This is a genomic window from Parendozoicomonas haliclonae (assembly GCF_900174585.1).
In the GTDB taxonomy this organism is placed as follows: Bacteria; Pseudomonadota; Gammaproteobacteria; order Pseudomonadales; family Endozoicomonadaceae; genus Sansalvadorimonas; species Sansalvadorimonas haliclonae.
In genome coordinates this window covers 251,212-269,556 of the sequence record NZ_FWPT01000001.1, presented here as the reverse complement: position 1 = coordinate 269,556, position 18,345 = coordinate 251,212, and the positions used below count along the sequence as shown (strand labels likewise).

The window sequence follows — 18,345 nt, the reverse complement described above, 5'->3', positions numbered from 1 at the left end:
TAGGCACTCCCTATATCTGGAATGCCTAATGTCCAACACCCTCAAGCCGTTCTATCGGGGCGACACGCGACCTTACACCGTGTCGCTCCGTGACGAAGCCGACACCCCAATCGACATTTCCGGTTGGGTTCTCTCCTGCACCATGAAGCTCTCCACAGAGCAGCCCGACTCTGAGGCTCCTGTCCGTGTCTCCAATACCATTTCCTCGGCTGATGGTGTGGCTGGCGTTGCCCCTGTCGTTCTGCCGAAAGAGCAGACACAGAACCTACTCGCCACGGTTTACCAGATCGACTTTCAGTTGGAGTCCCCAGAAGGTGCAGTGACCACGTTGTTTGCTGGCGAGGTTGAGGTGTTGGCTGACGTTACGCGGGGTACTGAATAACTTGGATATTCAAATCGTTTCAGTCGAGGGGGTGGAGATTACGCAGTCTGCGGGCGAGAACATTATTGTTCCCCAAGTCTCCGGCGAAAACCTCGAGGTTTCTGTCCGCCCAGGGGAGAGTTTCACTGCCAAGTTTGAGCTATATACCTTGGCTCCTGAATCCCGCGCCTATCTTGACGGTGTTGTTAAGCGGGTAGAAGACGCCGAAAATCTTGCAGAAAATGTTGAGCTGCTGCATGGCGAAGTAGTTCAGTCCCACGGTGAAGTCCAAGAGACTGCGAAAAACCTACTCGAGAAGCAGGAAGAGATTAACACCGCCATTGAGGACGTTAACGAGAAACAAGAGGCCATAACCGAAGCTGCGGCTGACGTAGCCCAAGGACTCGTTACTTTCGGTCAGATGAAGACCGACATGGAATCTATTTCCGTGACCGTTGCGGAAAATAGTTCCGCTGCCAAGGTTTCCGAAACCAACGCCGCTAATTCCGCTACCGAGGCGGGGGAGTCAGCCGCCGCTGCTGCAAGTTCCGCTACTGAGGCCGGAAAATCATCCACGGCTTCTGCCAGCTCCGCAGAAGCATCTTCCAATTCTGAGAAAAAGTCCAAGCAACACGCAGACGCTTCCGGCCAATCAGCCGCGGATTCTGCCAGCTCGTCCTCGTCTGCGTCCGGGCACAAGACCGCTGCCGCCAATTCCGCTGCTGCTGCTCTGGATTCACAGAATAAGTCGAAAACGTCCGAGACCAATTCCAAGTCATCGGAGACAAATTCTAAGGCCAGTGAGACAGCCGCTCTCGAACACAAGAACACTGTCGCCGAGTTAAAGACAGGTGTCGAGGCCACGGCGGAAACAATCTCAAGCCAAGCCGATCAGGTGGCCTCGAACGCTGTAGGTGCTGCTCTCAGCGAAACACTTGCTCGACGCTGGGCGAGTGAGACTGAGGGTGTAGAGGTTGAGCCGGGTAAATACTCTGCTGAACATTGGGCGCGTATTGCTGAACGCTTTGGTGGTGCGGCGGTAAACAGCCTGACCTTCCGAGGTGCTTGGGACGCTACGAAAGGTGCTCCACCTGAACCAGTCCCAGAGACCCCGGACTTCTACAAGATCACTGTCCCCGGAACCATTGCCGGTGTGGAGTATGACGAAGGCGACAATATTGTCTGGGACACCGAAGCCGATCTGTGGTTTCGGATAGACAACTCTGACCGCCCAATCTCCGACAGCCTGACTTCTACCAGCTCGGTTACCAGTGCCTCGAGTAAAGCTGTAAACCTACTAGATAGTAAGAAGTTTGATAAGTCTGGGGGTGAAATAACCGCCCCTGCTGCCATCGTATCCCTCATAAGTGAGGATGATACCCAAGCATCCACACTCAACTTACATGGGGTTGGGGTCAAACCGGGCGCGGGCAAGTTGTTCGTCGGGAAAAACACCTCTCGCGGAGGCGGCATAGCCTACTTCGGGTCTCAATCCCCAGACACCCTTGGGGTAGGCTCCGAGCAAATCGCCATTTACCGCCGATACGGAGCTAACGAATACTGGACGGCGAAAAACTCCTACAGCTCAAATACTTGGTATTTCCGGGGTCAGTTGTACGCCGACCAAAACCAACGAGTCTTCGCGGACAACTACCACCCTAATGCCGACAAGCTGACCACCGCCCGCAGTATATCCGTCACTCTTTCCGGGGGTGTATCCGGTACAGTCTCCCAGACGTTTGATGGTTCTGAGGATATAGCTTTCACAGTCCCGGTTGAGTTGGGTAGCCACACACACGCTATAAGTGAGATTGTAGAGTTACAAACCGCCCTCGATGGTAAATATTCTCCGAACAACAAACCAAGTAAATCTGATGTCGGCCTCGGGAGTGTTCCCAACTACTCGGCTTCCTCTTCCGTAACCTCGGATTCTGCGTCCACGTTTGCCACTTCTCGAGCAGCGAAGCTCGCTCATGACAAGGGTGTCGAGGCGTTGGGCGTGGCGAACGCTGCACTCCCTAAATCTGGGGGGACTCTTACTGGCAGCTTGGTCGTACATAAGACCAACCCCACAATCAACATGCAGTCTACTGGTAGCGGTGCATCGCTATCGGCTTGGATTTCGTATCGGGACTCAGGAAACACAGAGCGGGGGTATGTCGGGTACGGCAGCAGCGGCAATACCCACCTACATTTACATAATTCGATAGGTAGTGTTTTCCTCAGTAGTTCTGGGGGCAATTCTACACGCATTTCTAACGACAACGGCTATTTAGACCTGGGGGCGCAAAACACCTCGCACTGCCACTACATCACCGATCGCCCGAACCATTGGTTTAATAAAGAAGTACGTGTGAACGGGGAGATTTACTGCGGGTCAAGCTACGACAAGAGGGTTTACCATACCGGGTATAAGCCCTCCAAGTCCGATGTCGGTCTAGGCAACGTCCCGAACTACACGATCACCAGTTCTGTTTCCGATAGCTCCAACTCGAAGTTTGCTACCGCTGGGGCTGTCCGATCAGCCTACAACCTCGCAGCCGGTAAGCTCGCACGGGTCGAAAGTTCTGGGCATCTTGTTGTTCCCGAAAGCAAATGGTTTCGTGCAGCGACTACCGGAGTCGGTTTCCTACCGAACACTTCCGGCACATCGGGCACTTCGTATTTAGGTACTTCCGGTTGGTACTTTAAAGAGGCGTGGGTTCGGAATTACCGGGGCTACCACATGAATATCAGTAGCTCCGTAGTGTGCTCTGATCTGGGCATCACTTCTGACTACCGGTTGAAGTCGGAAATCAAGCCTCTGGAAAATGCGTTGGACACCGTTTGCAGCTGGAACGCCTACTCATACACCAAAGATGGTAGTGTCGAGACCGGTTTTCTTGCTCAGGAAATCGAGAAGACCCAGCCGCACCTCGTATCTACACGGGAGTCCGACCACTTTGACGATGAACGTGTGCTCCACTACACGCAGACCATCGCTTACCTCGCTGCGGCGGTGAAAGAACTTCGTTCCGAGCTTGCGGAGGTGAAACGTGGCCTTACCAAGTAGCGGGACTCTTTGGATGTCCCAGATTCGGACTGAGTTTAATAAAGGTAACTGGCTGTCCGCTTATCGTGGGCAGGCCGGGTTTCCCACTTCCGGTACGGGTTGGATGAGTCACTTTCGCGGCAAGTCCGCTAATGTTGCGCCAAATGTTACTTACTCCGTAGTCTACAGCAGCTCGGGTAACTACGCCCTAGACGGCATCCGTATAAAGTTGAACTCATCCGGTACTTCAAACCCGACCGTCACCGTACACATAGACCATGCCCCCGGAAGTGACACAACTTCCAGCATGAGCAATGGGCAGACCAAGGACGTATACCCTCGCGCAGAACCAACAGGCCGGGTAAGAGTCCGCGTCAGTAACTCCGCTGGGTTGTATTCTAATTGGTCATGGAGTGGAGTCGCCGAATCTCTTGGCGGAGGTGGCGGCGGTGGTGGTGGTGGGGGTATCGGGCCACTATGACGATGGACACAGGAGATATTCGGAAGATGGTCGAAGAAGTAGCCGAAAAGGTAGCCGACCGTACTGCCGAGCGGGTTAGCGATAAAATGCGTCTGGAAATGATGGAAATGGAAACCCGGATGCGGACTGAAATTTCCAAGGACATCGACGCCAAGCTGAAAGAGTTTCTGGGCATGTCCCCAACCGACCACGCTGTCCAGCATGGGAAACTGGATCAACTTGTTAAGTTCGCTGAGTCTACGACTACCGCCGTTTGGAAGAAGGTTGCGGTGGGCGTGTTTGTGTTAGTCCTGGCGGCTACTTCTTCACTCAACCCATTTAACATGCCCGGACTCCCACCAAAGAACACCGACAAGGCACAAAAACAGCAGCAGTAAGACAAAGCATTTCCGTTCCCGTAAAATATAGGGACTGCCTATAATGCGGAGCGGGAATGCAACTCACCACAAACTTCTCCAAGGAAGAACTTGAACGCTCGTCAATGGCGATCAAGTACGACCTCGATAACTCAATCCCTTCCCACTTACAGGGAAACGCTTACCGGCTGGCTGAGTGGTTGCAGGTTCTTCGTGACCGCCTGAAACAGCACTTTGGTAAGGACGTTCCTATCGTCGTCAGCTCGGCTTACCGCTCCCCGGCACTGAACGCCAAAGTCCGAGGCTCCGCTACTTCCGCGCACATTGAATGCCTCGCCGCAGACATCAAAGCCATTGGCCTGTCCGTCCCGAGTCTGTGGAACTTCATCAGAGAAAACATGGCTGACGTTGGGTATGACCAGAACATCGAAGAACACCAGTCATGGGTTCACATCGGTCTGTCGTCTACCCGCAAACGCCGACAAGACCTGATCGCCCGCCGTGAGCATGGCGAGACGGTATACCGCAGAGCGTAAGGAGACCCCATGAAAATTCTGTTGATGAAGGTTCTGACCAAGATGATCGCTGGCTTTCTGGCAGAGAAAGTCCTCACCGAATTTATGTTGATGCTCGGGGAGAAGATCGTCAAAAGCACCAAGAACACCCGCGATGACGAGTGGTTCAAGCACTACGAGAAAGCAGTGAGGGGCGATGACAAGCATAGTTCTTGATGGTTTTGGGGGTATCGCCCCCAAGATCAGCCCCAAAAAGCTCAGTGACCAGATAGCGACTGTTGCGGAAAACGTCCGGCTGGATCAGTCCCGGCTGGATGGCTGGCGTGGCATCAAAAACGTGTCTGGCCTAAACAACGAGACGACCACCGTCTTCAAGTATCAGGGCAAGTGGATCGAGAGTGTTCACCGCCGATCCTATGCAAGAACACCGATCCCGAATGACGACAGGGAGCGGATATTCTTCACGGACTCCGACTACCCGAAGTTCCGCACGTTTGACCAAGAGTTTCGGCTCGGTATCCCGAAGCCAGAACCCACTCATGCAGTGGTCAAAAACAAGTGGGAACCGGGCACTGAGGTTGAAGGTTATGAGGCTGGCGAGCTGCCGGAAGAACGCCCGGAGCCAAACGCCGCACCGCTTGATTTCGATGACCGGGCTTACCGTTTTTCGCTGGTAGACGCCTTTGGTAATGAAGGCTCTTTGTCGCTCGCTACGGCAGCACTCCCAGACGTTTACTACCTCGATGTGGTAGAGGTGACACTACCGGCAGTCCCGGCTGGCGATTACAACTTTTCCGAGGGGGCAAAGTGGCGTGTCTACCGGAACAACACCGGTACGCAAGGTAACGTGTTCCAGTTTCTCCGCGATGTGGAAATCAACGCCAAGACCTTTGACGATGTGACTCCCGCTAAAGAGTTGCAGGAAGTCGCACCGAATGAAGACTGGATAGAGCCACCAAACGACGATAAGACGCTATATCCTGACGGTGCTCTGGCTGAAATGCTCGAGTGCCCCGGTGGTTTCCTGTTTGGTTGGTCAGGCAACCAGTTCTGTTTCTCCGAACCATACCTGCCCCACGCTTGGCCAGCCGCCTACCGCAAAGCCCACTCTGACCGACCAGTCGCAGCTTGCGTGGTTAATGGGGGCATCTTCGTAGCCACGGACGAACAGCCGGTACTCATTGCCGGTAACCACCCGGCAGCGATGGCGATTATGCCCATTGATTCTGACCACGCCTGTCTCTCCCGAGAGTCGATGGTAGATATGGGCGGTTATGCCTTGTACGCCAGCACTGACGGATTGGTTCGTGCCGAGGGCGCATCAACGCAAATTGTCACCAGTATGTTCTTCACCCGTGAACAGTGGCAGTCGTTTAAGCCTTCCAAGCTAATCGCCTACAAGCATGAGGGTAAGTATTTCGCTGAGAACCCGGAGACAGGTCTGGGATTCTGTTTCGACCCGGCTGGGGACACGGCGACTTTCACGAACACTTCTGGCCTACGAGTAAAGTCCTACTACTACGACATCGAAACCGATAAGACGTTTGTCGTTTACGGCGAAGGTGACGAATCCAACCTGGGGGAATTTAACGAGGGCGAAAAACTACCTTACCGCTGGCGGTCGAAAGAGTTTGTCCTGCCCCAGCTTGTTTTCTTTGCTGTTGGTCGCCTCGAGGCCAGAGGGGTAAACAAGTTCCGTTTGTGGGCTGACGACTCGCTGGTTTTCGAGGCTGACATTCACGGCAACGTGCCTTTCCGGTTACCACTACTCCCAGAGTCGAAGCGGTGGCAGTTCGAGGTTGAGTCCTCCAACTCCATAGAAATGATCGGTATCTATGGCAGCATGGGGGAGGTTAAGTGAGCCGGAGACCAAATCGAGGGACGCCGGGGATGCTCCCTGTCCCTGCCAATGTTGACCCAGCACTTCGCCAGTACCTTAACCAGATGCAGGAAGCCCTACAGGTTCAGGCTGGGCACAGGGGCGACCCACTGGATCGTGCTGTCACACACCGGGATTTCGAGGGTGGCATGTATGTCGGTGTTGGCGGCTCCGGGTCTGGTAGTAGCGGGTCTGGGGGTTCCAGTGGTTCTGGTGTAGGTGTTCGCCCGGATCGAGACAAACCAACCGCCGTACCGGGTGCGCCCACCAATGCGGCGTCCCGTACTACGATCCAGAACGTGTACCTTACTTGGGATATGCCCCCGCCGTTCTGGTACGTAACGATCACAGAAGTTTGGCGTTCCGAAACGGACGATTTCGATACGAAAGAATTTGTCGGTACGGGTGCTGGAGGCATCTTCGCCGATGTGGTCGAACCCCAATCCACGTACTTCTACTGGATACGCCACGTAAACGAGATAGGCCATAGCGCATGGCATGGCTCCGAAGGCATTGAAGCCACGACCAAAGAAGATCCCGAATGGGTTCTGGATGCCATCGCTGGCAAAGTCGGTATGCGGGAGCTGGATAATGCCCTGAGTGCCGAGGTTGATAAGATCGAGCAGCATGGCGGTAAGTGGGGCGTCCGAATGACCGTCGATGGTTACTCCACTGGCTTCGCCATGAACAACGATGGTCAGACCAGCGCAGCTCTGTTCCGAGTGGACACCTTCGGGGTTGGCTCTCCGGGTAAAACCGGACTCACGTTTGCCGTTGATGGTAACCGGGTCGTGATGGATGGTGCTTTCATTAAGAACGCCACCATTAAGAGTGCCGCTATCTCTGACCTCACGGTGGATAAGCTGACGGGCAACATCGGTAACTTCGTCTCCGCCAACATAAACAACGCCACGATAACCAGTGCCAAGATCGCCGGGGAATTGAGGTCCGACAATTACGTCCCTGGTAGCACGGGGTGGATACTAAAAAAGTAGGTAGCCTCCGTCGGACGTTCTACATGGTAGACGGGACGGAGGTAACCCGAGACTACAAAGCCGAGTTCAACAACGCCATTTTCCGGGCGGATATTTCCTCTATGGAGGGTACGTTTGCCGGGAAGCTGACGACCAGCGCTCTGCATGTTGTTAAGAACCTCACTATCGGCGGCAGAGCCGTTGCCCGCCACTGGCTCGCCCATATCCCAAAGCGTTGGTATGGGGACGGGTTTAGTGGGGGTGGCGATAACATTTACCACAACCTGATCCGGTTAAATTGCAACGTCCCGTCCGGGGAGTCCGGCGTTCTTCTGGTTACCTGCCAGTACAACCTCGATAACGCCGACGATGACGATTCCGGCACAAACTTCGTGTGTTGGCATGAAATGAACATTGCCGGGGAAACGATATTCAACACCGGGGCGCAGCCGTGGGGTACTTACTACATCACAGAAAAACGGATGCTCCACATGGGGGCTAAATCGGTCGGCGCGGGTAGCCATGTTGTCGATGTGAATTGGCGGTGGAATGACGCCTCTACGACTGTTTATCCGGTTTTCACCGACATCACTCTCAAGGTGGACTTTATAAAGAAATGAGTTACTTCGAGATTAACGATGTTCTGTTTCGGGGGCAGCTAATCGGTGCGACTGGCTCTGCGAAGTTCAAGATGGCCGCCAGTGCTATCGACGCCGTGGACACCATAAACATTGGGGCTGGCGAAGTCTCCTACCTGCAATACGTCCGCTACGAGTCCCCGAAGCAGGTCACCAAGGGCGCGGATATGTTGTCGGTGAATGTGGTTCCGAACGGGGACTACCAATATATTGAGATTAACGCCTACGCAGACAAGGCCAGTCATGTTGCCCTTCACGGTGTATACGACTCTATGCCCAGCTGGGCTACCGGCGTTATCCCTCCCCCGCCAGATGGGTACACTCCTGACCCATTGCCGCCTGATCCTGACCCCCCAGACCCCGAGCCGCCTGATCCGGGCGGGGGTGGTGGCATTATCCCCAACCTCAACGATGTATATCTTCGGAATATGGCTGCTATGGCTCCACGATCCACGTTGACCGTGCCCGATATTTCTCGGTTCCGGTCTCATGTCGGGAGTCAGGTGTTTACCCATGTAGGTCTTCACAAAATCACCAAGTCAGCGCGAATCAGTATCGTGGCCTATGAAACTGGCGTATCTGCTTCTGGCTGGCTGTTGGTTAAATATATGCGGGAGACCGGTAGTGACTAGCGTACCTGATGGTTGGGCGGAGTTTAACGACACCACGACAATAATCCGTGGACACATGGCAGCGGCGACAGGTACTTTCAGCGGCTCTTTTGCCACTAATAACGCCAATGCTGTTCGAGAAATCAACCTGAAAGATGGGTGCGTGAGTAGCTGGTATCAATTCACGCCCACAAACAAACGGGATTTCACGTTTACGATCCCCGGTTCTCCGTTTGCGATGATCCAAGAAATCGTAATCCCTATCACTTTCCATTGGGTCGGAGACGATACCCCTATTGCGTACCAAGGTTCTGATACTGTTCGGAAGGTCGGGGTAGAGCTTTATAAAAACGGGTCGAAGTTGTTCACAGGCGTTACTGGCTCAAAGTTCGCTGCACTCATTAAAGATATGTCCGGCGTCGATTACATATCCAACAACCGAACACTCGACGAGGCTTCGTTCTGCCGCTTTGTGTTTAGCGCAGCCCCAAATACCCCTACGACTTTCCGTTTCCGAACGATCGGTTACCAATCGAGGGGTACAAAAAAGCGTCTTCGTGACGGGGACGTTGTTTTAAATACCGTCTTGAACAATGACTACGCAGAAATATCTTCAAAAATCTTGGTAGGGGTCTGGAAGGGATAATGTTCATAGGAACCGTGTACAACGAGAAGACAGGCCAGATCGAAGGGGTGATTTCCAGCTCCGATATGGATGGTCTTTATGCGCAGAGGCGGGAAGGTTTTGCCGTGTGTCTGGGTGAGTTCGATAATGGTGAGAAATACATTAAAGCCGGGGAAGTTCTGGATCGCCCGACTATGGGTATCTCGATCCAGAAACCCACTACTGTTGGCGAAGATTTAGTTATCTCCGGCGTCCCAGACAACACCCTTGTTTTCTACCCCGGTGGTCAGGCCGTTATAGATGACGGTGTACTGGAATGGACAAGTGAGATACCGGGCACGTTCCGCCTCACGCTAACCAACTTCCCATATAAGGAGCAGATAATCAGTGTCACGTTTGCAGACGTATAAGGACGACTACGCCGAATATAACAAGGCCAGCACCGAGTATGCACAGAGTAGTTTTGAGTTGATGAAGGAGCTGGAAAAGCTGCTCCCAGAAGACCACCCGGTTCGGGTCAGAAGGGCGGAGCTTCGGCAGATCATGGCGACCGCCAAAGCTCCGGGTGACGTTACTCCGCAAGCGGTTCCGGTGGCATTATAAAAGAGCCGTTCGACTCTTTTACCAGCAACTCTTCTTCCGCCAGCTTCTCAAGTACCGCTTTAACCCGAGCAGCCCCCACTTTCAGTTCAGCAGCAATACGCCGTTGGACAGGGGGCAACGCCTGTTCCTCTATCACCAGTTTCTTGATCCGGGTGTAGAGGTCATCGTTCGCCGGGACTGGCTTTATTTTCCTGACCGTTGTCAGTGGGGCGTGGGGATCGGGGTCAGTCATAACCTCCAAGGCCGACCGCTCCACTGTTTCGTATACCGGTTCAGGTTCAGGCTTCGCCGGTTCCACTTTAGGCGTTGCAGGTTTCGGAGTCTCACGAACACTCATGGCGTGAACCCAAACGAGCCACGCAGCAACAACTTCCAGGGCGACACTGAACCCGACAACCAACCACCACATCACTTTATCCGGTTTCCCCCCAACCAAAGCAGTCACACCTACCGCCAATGCTTGCAGCTCGTTTGGCACGGGTGCTTTCAGTGCTGCGAGTTGGTTCTGGTAACTGGTCAACTGTTCCAGCAGTTTCAGGTTCTCAGCTTGGATGGGGCGGGCGTCTGCCTGTAGCCTGTCCAATTCTGTGTACCGAGCAATAAACTGGTTATTCTGGTCGATAACGCTCTGAACATTGTCGATCTGGGCAAGGAGGACTGCCCGTTGAGGCGAGGTTTCCCCAGCCGAGATAGCCCCCTTGTTGATCGTGGCTACACTGGCAAGGACACTGACCAACGTCAGCACCAGCCAGAGGGTGAAGTTCCAGCGTTCAGCCGGAACATGGATTCGCTCAACCGCTCTTTCCAGTGCGGCGAATCGTGCCCACTCCACAACCAAAGCGATTGCGGCAAAGGCCAGTGCCAGAAGGCCGGTCGAGAAAGACCAAAAAAGGGCGACTGTCAGCGCCGCAGAAGTGCAGCAAGCAACCAGCATCGCCCGGAAGTTCCAAGTATTCATAATTATTGTCTCAAGGTTTCGAGGTTGGTGTTTAGCAGTCACCCCCGCCACTGCTGCTGAAAGAGGAACCGGAGTCGTAGCTGCTCGAGCTGTAAGAGCTGCTGGAACCTGAGCTGCTTGGGGAACAGGAGCCGGAGTCGGCGACCATCGTTCCCGCTACAAAAGCGGTAGTCGTGTCCGCCTGTTGGTGCTGGGTAGCGACTACTCGAGACTGGTTATCCTTCCGCGCTAAACGCCCGTTGTGTCGAGCGGCAGAAACTTCCAGTGCTTTCTTCGCTTCCTCGCGGATTAACTGGAACTCGATTTCCATCCGTTCGATTTCTCTTCGGTGTTCTTCACGCTTCCGCTTGATGTTGAAAGGCCAAAAGTTGAACATTACGCTGCCTCCTTCTTCGGCATTACCCCAAGAGTCGTGCCAGCCGTCAGGAACGACATAACCTCTTTACGTTTTCTCCGCATCCCCTGAATCCGTATCCGGTGACAGGTGATACATTCCCCACTGGCTAAAGTCCGCTCGTCATAGTGCCCCCGGTGACACGGTTCCCCGGTGTAATAGCGTTTCAGTTTCAGGGCTTTGGCTTCCTGTCGGGTCACGATCTTCATGCCGCCAGCTTCTCCTGCTTCATGTACCGGGTCAGTTCCGTACCCACCCAGAAACCAATCGGTTCAGGGACACCATTGCCAATCTGCTTCATGGCGGCGTTATCAGTTACGGGAAAATGAAAGGTGTCTGGGAGTCCTTGGAGTCGGGCGTATTCACGAACCGAGTAAGGCCGGACGCCAAGTTTGTAACGACGATCCACGACGAGGCGCGTACTTCTATCTTTCGAGTAGTGCGCCACTGCACAGGGCGCAACGTCTCCCTTCGCAGGGTCGGAAATAATCGGGCGGTCGCGGTATTCACCGTTCATCCTTTTTGCTATCGACTTGTGATAAGTCACTCGCGGATCGTCTTCAATAATTTCTGCCAGGGTGACCGGGCGAGTGGCTTCTGGGGGGCGCATGTTGAAGCTGCGTTTTGTCCCGACAATGATTAGTCGGCTGCGGCGTTGTGGGAGCCAAGTCGTTGCTTCAACCGGGGCGAAGATTTGGACGTAGTAGTCCGGCATCTTGCTCATGGCCTCCATCACCAGCGGAAAGGCGGCCATACCCGGTACATTTTCCACCACGTAAAATTCTGGTCGCGCTACAGCCAAGTGGCGAAGGGCGTGAAGGAACAGGTCATCGCCGAGACGGGTTCCGTGCATTTCCCCAGCCGAGGAATATTTAGTGCAGGGGTAGGTAAACACCATCCCGTCACAGGTGTCTTGTTCCAGAACGAGTTTCTGGGTCAGGTCGCACTGTTCCAAGTGGTCGCCGAAGTTGGCTCGGTATGTTGTGCAGGCGTCTTTATCCAGCTCGAATGCCTGTCCGATCTTTATACCCGCTCGGGTAAGACCGGCGTCCATGAGGCCAGCCCCACAGAAATAACTGTTCACGGTAATCATGCTGCGTCCTTCTTATTTTGGAGGTACTTATCCATAGCCCCCTGAGTAACCTGCCCGGATAACTCGAGGTTCTTTAGCATCATGCGACCGCTTATCTGCATTTCCATTTCGACTCGCTTCTGCAAGTCTTCGATCATCTTCAAGTGCCCAGCTTCTCGAGCGGCGATGTTGAAGACGATCCGCATTAAATCTTTCTTGGACTGGCCTTTCAGGAGGTCTTTTGTTTTTGCGTCAACTGGATTCATACCCAAGCCTTCATTAGCAGCACGTTTCTAGGATCGTGAGTTAGAGTTTCTTTGAGTGAGATTTTGTAGCCATTCCCGATAAGCCCGAGCTGGAACGCTCTGACCAGTACCGTGTTACCTGATACGTCGAGCTGTCTTGCAAGCTCCGTAATGGGCATCTTCCCGTACTCTTTTTTGAGTAGGTTGTCTTCCCATTCTGTGTACTCTTTTACAGGCTTGGCTTTTGTCGCCTTTTTCAGCCCCAGACGGTTCGCCCTTTTAAAGATGTCTTGAGCCGGTCTTTTTATCTGGGCGATAAGGTCATGGATCGTTGCGTGGGCGTACTGGTCGAAAAGAATCTTGTCCTGCTCTGGTGTAAACGGGACTGAGGGGCGGCGTGGAGATTTCGGCGCGACTTGGTTATGCGAGTACATAGTTCTTGTTGTTCGTTTCTAGTTGCTTGTTATTAGTTTCGAGCTTGGGCGTGGAATATTACCCCAGCCTATAATCTCCGTATATAGGCTGTGTCGATACTATCGGGCAAATTTTGGGCAAATGAATATGTATGGCCTAGCAATTTATATTTGCACTGCCAATATCGAGAAAATAAAAAAACCCCTGCGAGTGCTGGGGTTTCGTGGTTGTGCGGGGGTGCTTGATTTGAACGAGGCGATTCTAACTGAACCCCCTCCGTTTAGCGAGCAAACGCCAGGAAAATCGTACAATTACAAACACATATGCCTACAGCAAAATGTGCATTCAAACATCACTCTTCCCAGGGGAAGAAAACCCAGCATTTCTGATCCACACGGGTCAGGTAGGTATCTGCCATATCCTCGCCTTTTGGCTTGGCGTACAGGGCAGCCACGTGCGCCTGAGGCAGGATTTCCTTGACCAGCTGGATTGTCTTGCCGGTATCAACCAGATCATCAACAACCAGCCAGCCTTCACCGCCATCTTCCAGACTGATGCTCTTCAGCAGCTGCAGCTCACCCTGATCCTGATGATCGTAGCTGGTGATGCAGATGGTATCCACATGAGTAATATCCAGCTCACGGGACAGAACGGTTGCAGGGCCAAGGCCACCACGGGTGATCGCCAGCATGCCTTTCCACTCGCGGTCCTTCAGCATTTCTGCCAGTGCCCGGGCATCACGGTGAAACTCTTCCCAGGAGATGTGCATTTCCTGGTGGTATGAGCCTTGATGGTCTGCGGCTTCGGCCATAGCGATATCCTGATTACAACTTTTTTTGGTATTGATTCACAGCGCTGTCACCCGGACAACGCTGTACGAAAACTGACGGGCATTCTAGAAAGAGGCAACCGTTACCTCCATGCGCAATTTCCACGCACGATACCGTACGCGCGAAGGTTACGACGAAAACACCAGACATCTGTCAGGCTGGCTCCGAAAACTTCCACACCCGACCTCCTCCCCGACAGCAAGTTACTGGCAAACCGGTAAAAAGCACTGACAAAAAGGGAACCTGCCCCAGCGGGACTGATCAAAAGGAGGCGCACAAGTATAAGGAACCCGGCCATGAATTCAATCGAGTACCGAGGCCAGTCGTACAACACCACAGAAAATAACAGAACCCTGACCAGCATTATCGAAAAAGCGACCTGCGGGATCTGCAAAAGTTTGTTCAGCCAACCGGTTGAAGCTTGTGCGAATCACCATATTTACTGCCGAAGATGCATTACCGAATGGCAAATTGCAGTACAGGACTGCCCCTCCTGCAGAAGTCCTTTGCACAATGATCTGAGCACCCGTGAAACGGAACGATCAGCGAACGTACTGATTGATCTGATAACAGTCCAGTGCCCCCAAAATTGCGGCAGCGACCTTTCACTGACGGATATCGAAATCCATCAATCAGAAACCTGCCCTAAGAAAGAACACTGGTGTCCGCTACTCTGTGGTCAGAAGATGTTTCGCTCACAACTGGAGGAACACCAGCGTATTGCGTGTGATCATCGCCTGACACAATGTGACGACTGTCTTCAGCAATATCGCCTGAACAGCCGAAAAAGACATCTGGCCTTTTATTGCCCACAACCTCTTCAGAAAAAAGCGCCTGACGGGAACGACACTAAACCCGACACCACAGACCTCACCAAACTCCTTCAGTACGCTCGGGAAAACTGTGCCAGCCTGACCCCATCCATGACTCTGGGAGAACAGGTTTTGGACGCTTTCAGAAAGCACCTTTTTTCAGCAACATTGAATCAAGCCCAATTGAATGAACAGCTGGCGTTATTAAAAGATCTTGATGCCACCGTGGATATCCTTCCGGCAAGATCATTCTCGGAAGTAATCATCATCAATCTGGCCAGTTACGAGACCAACCCTGCCTTTCTGGATCAGTCCGGACTTATATTTTCGCAACAGGGAAGCTCTGCAGCACGACCACTCATATTGCTGACAGGGAGCTATAACAACCAAGAAGATTGGTTATCGCTGGAAGGAGGCACATTTATTGGCAGCCTGACACCAATAAAGATTAGCGGTCGCAACTTTTATCCAAACACACCCAGGGCGGTGATAAAGGGAGATTCAAACAATAACAGTGCGGATAAAAATAAGAATTGGTCATGCACATCAGGGCGGGCCGATGAATCCTGCATTCGCTCTGCCCAAGACCAACTGGGCTGGCCTCCCCATGTTGTGCTGCGTGACGCTTCGCTGATGGGTATCACCATAGAATGCAGTAATGAGCAGGGAATTCTTGTTCTTGTAAGCACGTCACAAACGGTGAGCCATTGCCAGATTCACAACACCATGCCCCATGGGATAACCCTCTACAAATCATCTGACATCACGCTTCATAGCAACTCCATGATCCCGGCAGCCGGCATTGCCAGCAGTGAGCTCGGCATTGTGCATAGATATCCGAAAGGCAGCGGACTCTGAAGAACCCACAACCCTTCGGGAAACAGACGTGCAGAAGCGAAGAAGCCTGATCAGAGCTTAACGATCCCAGTAAGCTTCTTCCAGACTATCTTCACGTTCCGGCAAACCGCGGGACAGACGCGGCGAACTCTGCGCCAGCACCTGGTAGCTCACCCGGTTGGCATACTTGCAGACCTGAGCGAAGGAGGAGTAAGTCAGATACTGATTCACATGCTTGCCGGAGGTCGGCAGCACCTTGCGGTGGAAGTCGTTAGCTGCAATATCGTGCACAACCGCTGCCAGAGCACCATCACCCGCACCATTGGTATTACTGATGCGCTCCGGTCCACCCATGTAAGGATCAATCTGGGCGAAGACTTTCACCGCATCCTCACACTGAGCACGTAGCATCGGACGGCTGAACTCATAGCGGTTGAAGTCACCAATAGATCCGGAGCGAATCGGGTTGTTGGACTGACGCAGCAGGTCCCGATCAGAGTAGCCGCTCAGATACAGACCAGCCGGGCCGGCCGTCAGCAGAACCATATCCACAAGATCAAGAATCGCCTCGCTGGCCATTAGAGGATCACCAAGACCGGTCAGAGCCTCAGCCTCCTCCTCATTCATGGCAGCCACGTTCACATACTCATCCAGAAAAGCAGTGAACTCCTCACGACGTGCCGCCACCATCTGACGGGAGCCCATGGTCATAACTACCGGAACATGGTTTTCCTTAGCGACTTGAGCCGCTTTCACAGTGGCGTCATAAATCGGCAGGTCAGGGTTTGCCAGAGTGTAGGCACACAGCAGCAGTGCAGAGCCACCAGCAACAACATCACTCGGAATATAACGTGCGCTCAGCTCGTTCATCATCCCCGGGCTGATACCAAAGGTACGCTCACCATCCGGGGTAATCAGTGCAAAAGCACGACCAATGGCACCGGACACCGGCTGCAGGTGAGTCAGATCAACCTTACTGCTGGTGTTACAGAGATAGCGGTAGGCGGAAGTGCCGATAATGATATTCTCGCTCATCACCCCAAACTGGATGGAGCTGTCGTCAGCAAGCACAGAATAGTTATGCAGGGTGTTGCCAATGGTTCCACCGGCAAACTCTTCTTCAATCAGTTCATGCTTGAGCAGATAGGTGTAAAGACGCTCGGCAGCGGCGTCATCCGCCAGCAACTGGGAAACGCCCTTGAGCAGGCCAAACTCTTCCAGCACTGCGTCGTCTACCTGGGCAGTAATATCGACCATGTTTTGATCGATGCCAGTAACATAGGTATTCACATGACCGAAGGCCACGCTTTCACGATCAAAGCGGTTATCTGCATTGACAGGAAAATAGTGTTTGATTTTCCGCTGACCAGGAAACTTCATGGATCACCAGCCTTCAAGGGCGACAACAGGGAATGATGACAACAACTGGACAGTTTATGACCAGCGTTTGAGAGGCCGCGAATTTTACGCCTCTGCCACGGACGTGGCTAGAGACGATATACACTTAGGATGTGTAGATGTTTCAGGATGCGGTATAACCACCCTGCATCTCAGCAGCAAGTTGAAGATGAGCTCGGGTTGTACTCGATAAGCCTCTCCGACGGGCCACTTCGACGGCCTTATCCAATGCGGCCTTATCAATACGACCATCTGCAATCATAATGGCATAGAGAGGAATTTCAGGATCGCTGTCGCTTGCGAAATTAACCTGGCTGACGAGTGGGGCAAAGCAACTGTCCTGCGGCCCAAGCCCCAACGCTACAACCTTGTTCCGCGCCACTGTAAATCGCTCCATAAGACGGCGCTCATGGGCCATCACACCTGATTCCCCAGGAACCGACACTGGCATTGACTGACACTGCCGAGTGACAGTACGTCCATTACAAATACCCACATCAGACGAACCATCCAGCGAGGATAACTCACGCCGATTCGGTACAGAATTCTGCCTTTGCCCTATCCCATCCGTTGTCACGTATCGGCTGGCCATGACGCTCTCCTTAAAAACTGCCCATCTCTGGATTATGTAATTTGGAGTAACAACAGCGTTAGAAGTTCAGGGACAATCCTCGCTCTAACCAGCCCGTTAGCAGCCCTAACAATTTATCTCCCCATAAAAAAAGCGGCCCACCTGAGTGAGCCGCTTTTCTTCAAAAGACCTTACCGTCAATCCATCTCTTCAATCCAGGCCATCTGGACCGCTTCAAGGATTTTTTCCCCGCAGCGCTCCGGATCATCATCAAAGTCTTCCAGTTCGATAATCCAGTTACGCAGATCAACAAAGTTCACGTAACGAGGATCAACATCCGGCTTGGCTTCGGTGAGCTCAATAGCAATATCCTGGATATCAGACCATTTCATCAGTGCTTCTCCGACACCTGGTTGATGGTATAGCGTGGAATTTCGACAACCAGCTCTTCGTCGGCCACGAAAGCCTGACAGCTCAGGCGGGATTCAGGCTCAAGCCCCCACGCCTTATCGAGCAGATCGTCTTCCAGCTCATCAGACTCTTCCAGAGAATCAAAGCCTTCACGCACAATCACGTGACAGGTGGTACAGGCACAGGACTTCTCGCAGGCATGCTCAATCACAATGCCTTCAGACAGTGCTGCATCCAGAATGCTGGTGCCCGGCTCAACTTCAACCACCGCACCTTCTGGACAGATTTCATCATGGGGTAAAAAGACAACCCGGGTTAACTCGGCCATG

25 protein-coding genes are annotated in these 18,345 nt (G+C 53.1%); 14 read left to right on the top strand and 11 right to left on the bottom strand.

Translation table 11 applies throughout. The features are described 5' to 3' along the window. Window positions 1-28: 28 nt before the first annotated feature. From EHSB41UT_RS01275 to EHSB41UT_RS01220, 13 genes are read left to right on the top strand one after another with little or no spacing between them, the layout of a single operon-like run. Complete coding sequence (locus EHSB41UT_RS01275) at window positions 29-382, top strand: hypothetical protein (RefSeq protein WP_087106112.1); 354 nt, start codon at window positions 29-31, stop codon at window positions 380-382. Window position 383: 1 nt separating this feature from the next. Continuing rightward, complete coding sequence (locus EHSB41UT_RS01270) at window positions 384-3,413, top strand: tail fiber domain-containing protein (RefSeq protein ID WP_087106110.1); 3,030 nt, start codon at window positions 384-386, stop codon at window positions 3,411-3,413. A 13-nt stretch (window positions 3,414-3,426) separates the two neighbouring features. Beyond that, window positions 3,427-3,873, top strand: coding sequence for a hypothetical protein (locus tag EHSB41UT_RS24410; RefSeq protein ID WP_133060342.1), 447 nt, complete (start codon window positions 3,427-3,429; stop codon window positions 3,871-3,873). A 26-nt stretch (window positions 3,874-3,899) separates the two neighbouring features. After that, complete coding sequence (locus EHSB41UT_RS01265) at window positions 3,900-4,250, top strand: hypothetical protein (protein WP_087106106.1); 351 nt, start codon at window positions 3,900-3,902, stop codon at window positions 4,248-4,250. A 56-nt stretch (window positions 4,251-4,306) separates the two neighbouring features. Then, the gene (locus tag EHSB41UT_RS01260; RefSeq protein WP_087106104.1) at window positions 4,307-4,765 is read left to right on the top strand and encodes a D-Ala-D-Ala carboxypeptidase family metallohydrolase; all 459 of its coding nucleotides are present in this window, start codon (window positions 4,307-4,309) and stop codon (window positions 4,763-4,765) included. 9 nt (window positions 4,766-4,774) lie between these two features. Next, window positions 4,775-4,960 carry a hypothetical protein gene (locus EHSB41UT_RS01255; protein ID WP_087106102.1) on the top strand — a complete coding sequence of 62 codons (186 nt, stop codon included), beginning with the start codon at window positions 4,775-4,777 and terminating at the stop codon, window positions 4,958-4,960. Beyond that, window positions 4,941-6,605 carry a hypothetical protein gene (locus EHSB41UT_RS01250; protein ID WP_087106101.1) on the top strand — a complete coding sequence of 555 codons (1,665 nt, stop codon included), beginning with the start codon at window positions 4,941-4,943 and terminating at the stop codon, window positions 6,603-6,605. Before EHSB41UT_RS01255 ends, EHSB41UT_RS01250 begins: the two co-directional genes overlap by 20 nt. A 29-nt stretch (window positions 6,606-6,634) precedes the next feature. Further along, window positions 6,635-7,618: a phage tail tip fiber protein gene (locus tag EHSB41UT_RS01245; RefSeq protein ID WP_087106099.1), complete on the top strand. Its 984-nt coding sequence runs from the start codon at window positions 6,635-6,637 to the stop codon at window positions 7,616-7,618. A gap of 23 nt (window positions 7,619-7,641) precedes the next feature. After that, window positions 7,642-8,217 (top strand): hypothetical protein, encoded by a 576-nt coding sequence (locus tag EHSB41UT_RS01240; protein ID WP_087106097.1) that lies wholly within the window; start codon window positions 7,642-7,644, stop codon window positions 8,215-8,217. Continuing rightward, window positions 8,214-8,867, top strand: coding sequence for a hypothetical protein (locus EHSB41UT_RS24570; RefSeq protein ID WP_087106095.1), 654 nt, complete (start codon window positions 8,214-8,216; stop codon window positions 8,865-8,867). Before EHSB41UT_RS01240 ends, EHSB41UT_RS24570 begins: the two co-directional genes overlap by 4 nt. Then, window positions 8,860-9,492, top strand: a complete 633-nt coding sequence (locus EHSB41UT_RS01230; protein WP_087106093.1) for a hypothetical protein — start codon at window positions 8,860-8,862, stop codon at window positions 9,490-9,492. Before EHSB41UT_RS24570 ends, EHSB41UT_RS01230 begins: the two co-directional genes overlap by 8 nt. After that, window positions 9,492-9,881 carry a hypothetical protein gene (locus EHSB41UT_RS01225; protein WP_087106091.1) on the top strand — a complete coding sequence of 130 codons (390 nt, stop codon included), beginning with the start codon at window positions 9,492-9,494 and terminating at the stop codon, window positions 9,879-9,881. Before EHSB41UT_RS01230 ends, EHSB41UT_RS01225 begins: the two co-directional genes overlap by 1 nt. Next, a complete protein-coding gene (locus EHSB41UT_RS01220; RefSeq protein WP_133060340.1) occupies window positions 9,859-10,074 on the top strand; it encodes a hypothetical protein in 216 nt (71 codons plus the stop codon). The genes EHSB41UT_RS01225 and EHSB41UT_RS01220 overlap by 23 nt, the downstream gene beginning before the upstream one ends. Here the strand turns inward: EHSB41UT_RS01220 and EHSB41UT_RS01215 are convergent. The 7 genes from EHSB41UT_RS01215 to gpt all read right to left on the bottom strand — a co-directional run bounded on the left by EHSB41UT_RS01215 (window position 10,043) and on the right by gpt (window position 13,968). Then, a complete protein-coding gene (locus EHSB41UT_RS01215) occupies window positions 10,043-11,032 on the bottom strand; it encodes a hypothetical protein (protein WP_133060339.1) in 990 nt (329 codons plus the stop codon). The two genes, EHSB41UT_RS01220 and EHSB41UT_RS01215, sit on opposite strands and share 32 nt — an antisense overlap. A gap of 31 nt (window positions 11,033-11,063) precedes the next feature. Then, window positions 11,064-11,408 (bottom strand): hypothetical protein, encoded by a 345-nt coding sequence (locus EHSB41UT_RS01210; RefSeq protein WP_087106085.1) that lies wholly within the window; start codon window positions 11,406-11,408, stop codon window positions 11,064-11,066. Further along, on the bottom strand, window positions 11,408-11,635 hold the full coding sequence (locus tag EHSB41UT_RS01205) for a hypothetical protein (protein ID WP_087106083.1): 228 nt from the start codon (window positions 11,633-11,635) through the stop codon (window positions 11,408-11,410). Before EHSB41UT_RS01205 ends, EHSB41UT_RS01210 begins: the two co-directional genes overlap by 1 nt. After that, a complete protein-coding gene (locus EHSB41UT_RS01200; protein ID WP_087106081.1) occupies window positions 11,632-12,519 on the bottom strand; it encodes a DNA cytosine methyltransferase in 888 nt (295 codons plus the stop codon). Before EHSB41UT_RS01200 ends, EHSB41UT_RS01205 begins: the two co-directional genes overlap by 4 nt. After that, on the bottom strand, window positions 12,516-12,764 hold the full coding sequence (locus EHSB41UT_RS01195) for a hypothetical protein (protein ID WP_087106079.1): 249 nt from the start codon (window positions 12,762-12,764) through the stop codon (window positions 12,516-12,518). Before EHSB41UT_RS01195 ends, EHSB41UT_RS01200 begins: the two co-directional genes overlap by 4 nt. Continuing rightward, entirely contained in the window at window positions 12,761-13,177 is a 417-nt protein-coding gene (locus EHSB41UT_RS01190) for a hypothetical protein (RefSeq protein WP_087106077.1), read from the bottom strand. Before EHSB41UT_RS01190 ends, EHSB41UT_RS01195 begins: the two co-directional genes overlap by 4 nt. A 332-nt stretch (window positions 13,178-13,509) precedes the next feature. Next, complete coding sequence (gpt, locus tag EHSB41UT_RS01185) at window positions 13,510-13,968, bottom strand: xanthine phosphoribosyltransferase (protein ID WP_087106075.1); 459 nt, start codon at window positions 13,966-13,968, stop codon at window positions 13,510-13,512. A 315-nt stretch (window positions 13,969-14,283) separates the two neighbouring features. On the opposite strand from gpt, the gene EHSB41UT_RS01180 reads away from it, so the two are divergent. Further along, window positions 14,284-15,657: an RING finger protein gene (locus tag EHSB41UT_RS01180; RefSeq protein ID WP_087106073.1), complete on the top strand. Its 1,374-nt coding sequence runs from the start codon at window positions 14,284-14,286 to the stop codon at window positions 15,655-15,657. Window positions 15,658-15,714: 57 nt separating this feature from the next. Here the strand turns inward: EHSB41UT_RS01180 and EHSB41UT_RS01175 are convergent, their stop codons facing one another. The 4 genes from EHSB41UT_RS01175 to fdx form a co-directional block, all read right to left on the bottom strand. After that, complete coding sequence (locus tag EHSB41UT_RS01175; protein ID WP_087106071.1) at window positions 15,715-17,016, bottom strand: inosine/guanosine kinase; 1,302 nt, start codon at window positions 17,014-17,016, stop codon at window positions 15,715-15,717. Between the two features lie 142 nt (window positions 17,017-17,158). After that, window positions 17,159-17,626, bottom strand: a complete 468-nt coding sequence (locus tag EHSB41UT_RS24405; protein ID WP_133060338.1) for a hypothetical protein — start codon at window positions 17,624-17,626, stop codon at window positions 17,159-17,161. Window positions 17,627-17,802: 176 nt separating this feature from the next. Next, entirely contained in the window at window positions 17,803-17,997 is a 195-nt protein-coding gene (gene iscX / locus EHSB41UT_RS01165) for a Fe-S cluster assembly protein IscX (protein ID WP_087106067.1), read from the bottom strand. After that, window positions 17,997-18,344: an ISC system 2Fe-2S type ferredoxin gene (gene fdx / locus EHSB41UT_RS01160; RefSeq protein WP_087106065.1), complete on the bottom strand. Its 348-nt coding sequence runs from the start codon at window positions 18,342-18,344 to the stop codon at window positions 17,997-17,999. The genes iscX and fdx overlap by 1 nt, the downstream gene beginning before the upstream one ends. Between the last annotated feature and the right edge of the window lies 1 nt (window position 18,345).

Bases quoted from the DNA above. Each gene is read 5' to 3' on its own strand.
- EHSB41UT_RS01190 (WP_087106077.1), bottom strand. From the start codon at position 13,177: ATGTACTCGCATAACCAAGTCGCGCCGAAATCTCCACGCCGCCCCTCA.
- EHSB41UT_RS01275 (WP_087106112.1), top strand. From the start codon at position 29: ATGTCCAACACCCTCAAGCCGTTCTATCGGGGCGACACGCGACCTTAC.
- EHSB41UT_RS01260 (WP_087106104.1), top strand. From the start codon at position 4,307: ATGCAACTCACCACAAACTTCTCCAAGGAAGAACTTGAACGCTCGTCA.
- EHSB41UT_RS01215 (WP_133060339.1), bottom strand. From the start codon at position 11,032: ATGAATACTTGGAACTTCCGGGCGATGCTGGTTGCTTGCTGCACTTCT.
- EHSB41UT_RS01205 (WP_087106083.1), bottom strand. From the start codon at position 11,635: ATGAAGATCGTGACCCGACAGGAAGCCAAAGCCCTGAAACTGAAACGC.
- EHSB41UT_RS24405 (WP_133060338.1), bottom strand. From the start codon at position 17,626: ATGGCCAGCCGATACGTGACAACGGATGGGATAGGGCAAAGGCAGAAT.
- EHSB41UT_RS01175 (WP_087106071.1), bottom strand. From the start codon at position 17,016: ATGAAGTTTCCTGGTCAGCGGAAAATCAAACACTATTTTCCTGTCAAT.
- EHSB41UT_RS01240 (WP_087106097.1), top strand. From the start codon at position 7,642: ATGGTAGACGGGACGGAGGTAACCCGAGACTACAAAGCCGAGTTCAAC.
- fdx (WP_087106065.1), bottom strand. From the start codon at position 18,344: ATGGCCGAGTTAACCCGGGTTGTCTTTTTACCCCATGATGAAATCTGT.
- EHSB41UT_RS24410 (WP_133060342.1), top strand. From the start codon at position 3,427: ATGTCCCAGATTCGGACTGAGTTTAATAAAGGTAACTGGCTGTCCGCT.
- iscX (WP_087106067.1), bottom strand. From the start codon at position 17,997: ATGAAATGGTCTGATATCCAGGATATTGCTATTGAGCTCACCGAAGCC.
- EHSB41UT_RS01245 (WP_087106099.1), top strand. From the start codon at position 6,635: ATGCTCCCTGTCCCTGCCAATGTTGACCCAGCACTTCGCCAGTACCTT.
- EHSB41UT_RS01180 (WP_087106073.1), top strand. From the start codon at position 14,284: ATGAATTCAATCGAGTACCGAGGCCAGTCGTACAACACCACAGAAAAT.
- gpt (WP_087106075.1), bottom strand. From the start codon at position 13,968: ATGGCCGAAGCCGCAGACCATCAAGGCTCATACCACCAGGAAATGCAC.
- EHSB41UT_RS01195 (WP_087106079.1), bottom strand. From the start codon at position 12,764: ATGAATCCAGTTGACGCAAAAACAAAAGACCTCCTGAAAGGCCAGTCC.
- EHSB41UT_RS01250 (WP_087106101.1), top strand. From the start codon at position 4,941: ATGACAAGCATAGTTCTTGATGGTTTTGGGGGTATCGCCCCCAAGATC.
- EHSB41UT_RS01255 (WP_087106102.1), top strand. From the start codon at position 4,775: ATGAAAATTCTGTTGATGAAGGTTCTGACCAAGATGATCGCTGGCTTT.
- EHSB41UT_RS01210 (WP_087106085.1), bottom strand. From the start codon at position 11,408: ATGTTCAACTTTTGGCCTTTCAACATCAAGCGGAAGCGTGAAGAACAC.
- EHSB41UT_RS24570 (WP_087106095.1), top strand. From the start codon at position 8,214: ATGAGTTACTTCGAGATTAACGATGTTCTGTTTCGGGGGCAGCTAATC.
- EHSB41UT_RS01200 (WP_087106081.1), bottom strand. From the start codon at position 12,519: ATGATTACCGTGAACAGTTATTTCTGTGGGGCTGGCCTCATGGACGCC.
- EHSB41UT_RS01265 (WP_087106106.1), top strand. From the start codon at position 3,900: ATGGTCGAAGAAGTAGCCGAAAAGGTAGCCGACCGTACTGCCGAGCGG.
- EHSB41UT_RS01225 (WP_087106091.1), top strand. From the start codon at position 9,492: ATGTTCATAGGAACCGTGTACAACGAGAAGACAGGCCAGATCGAAGGG.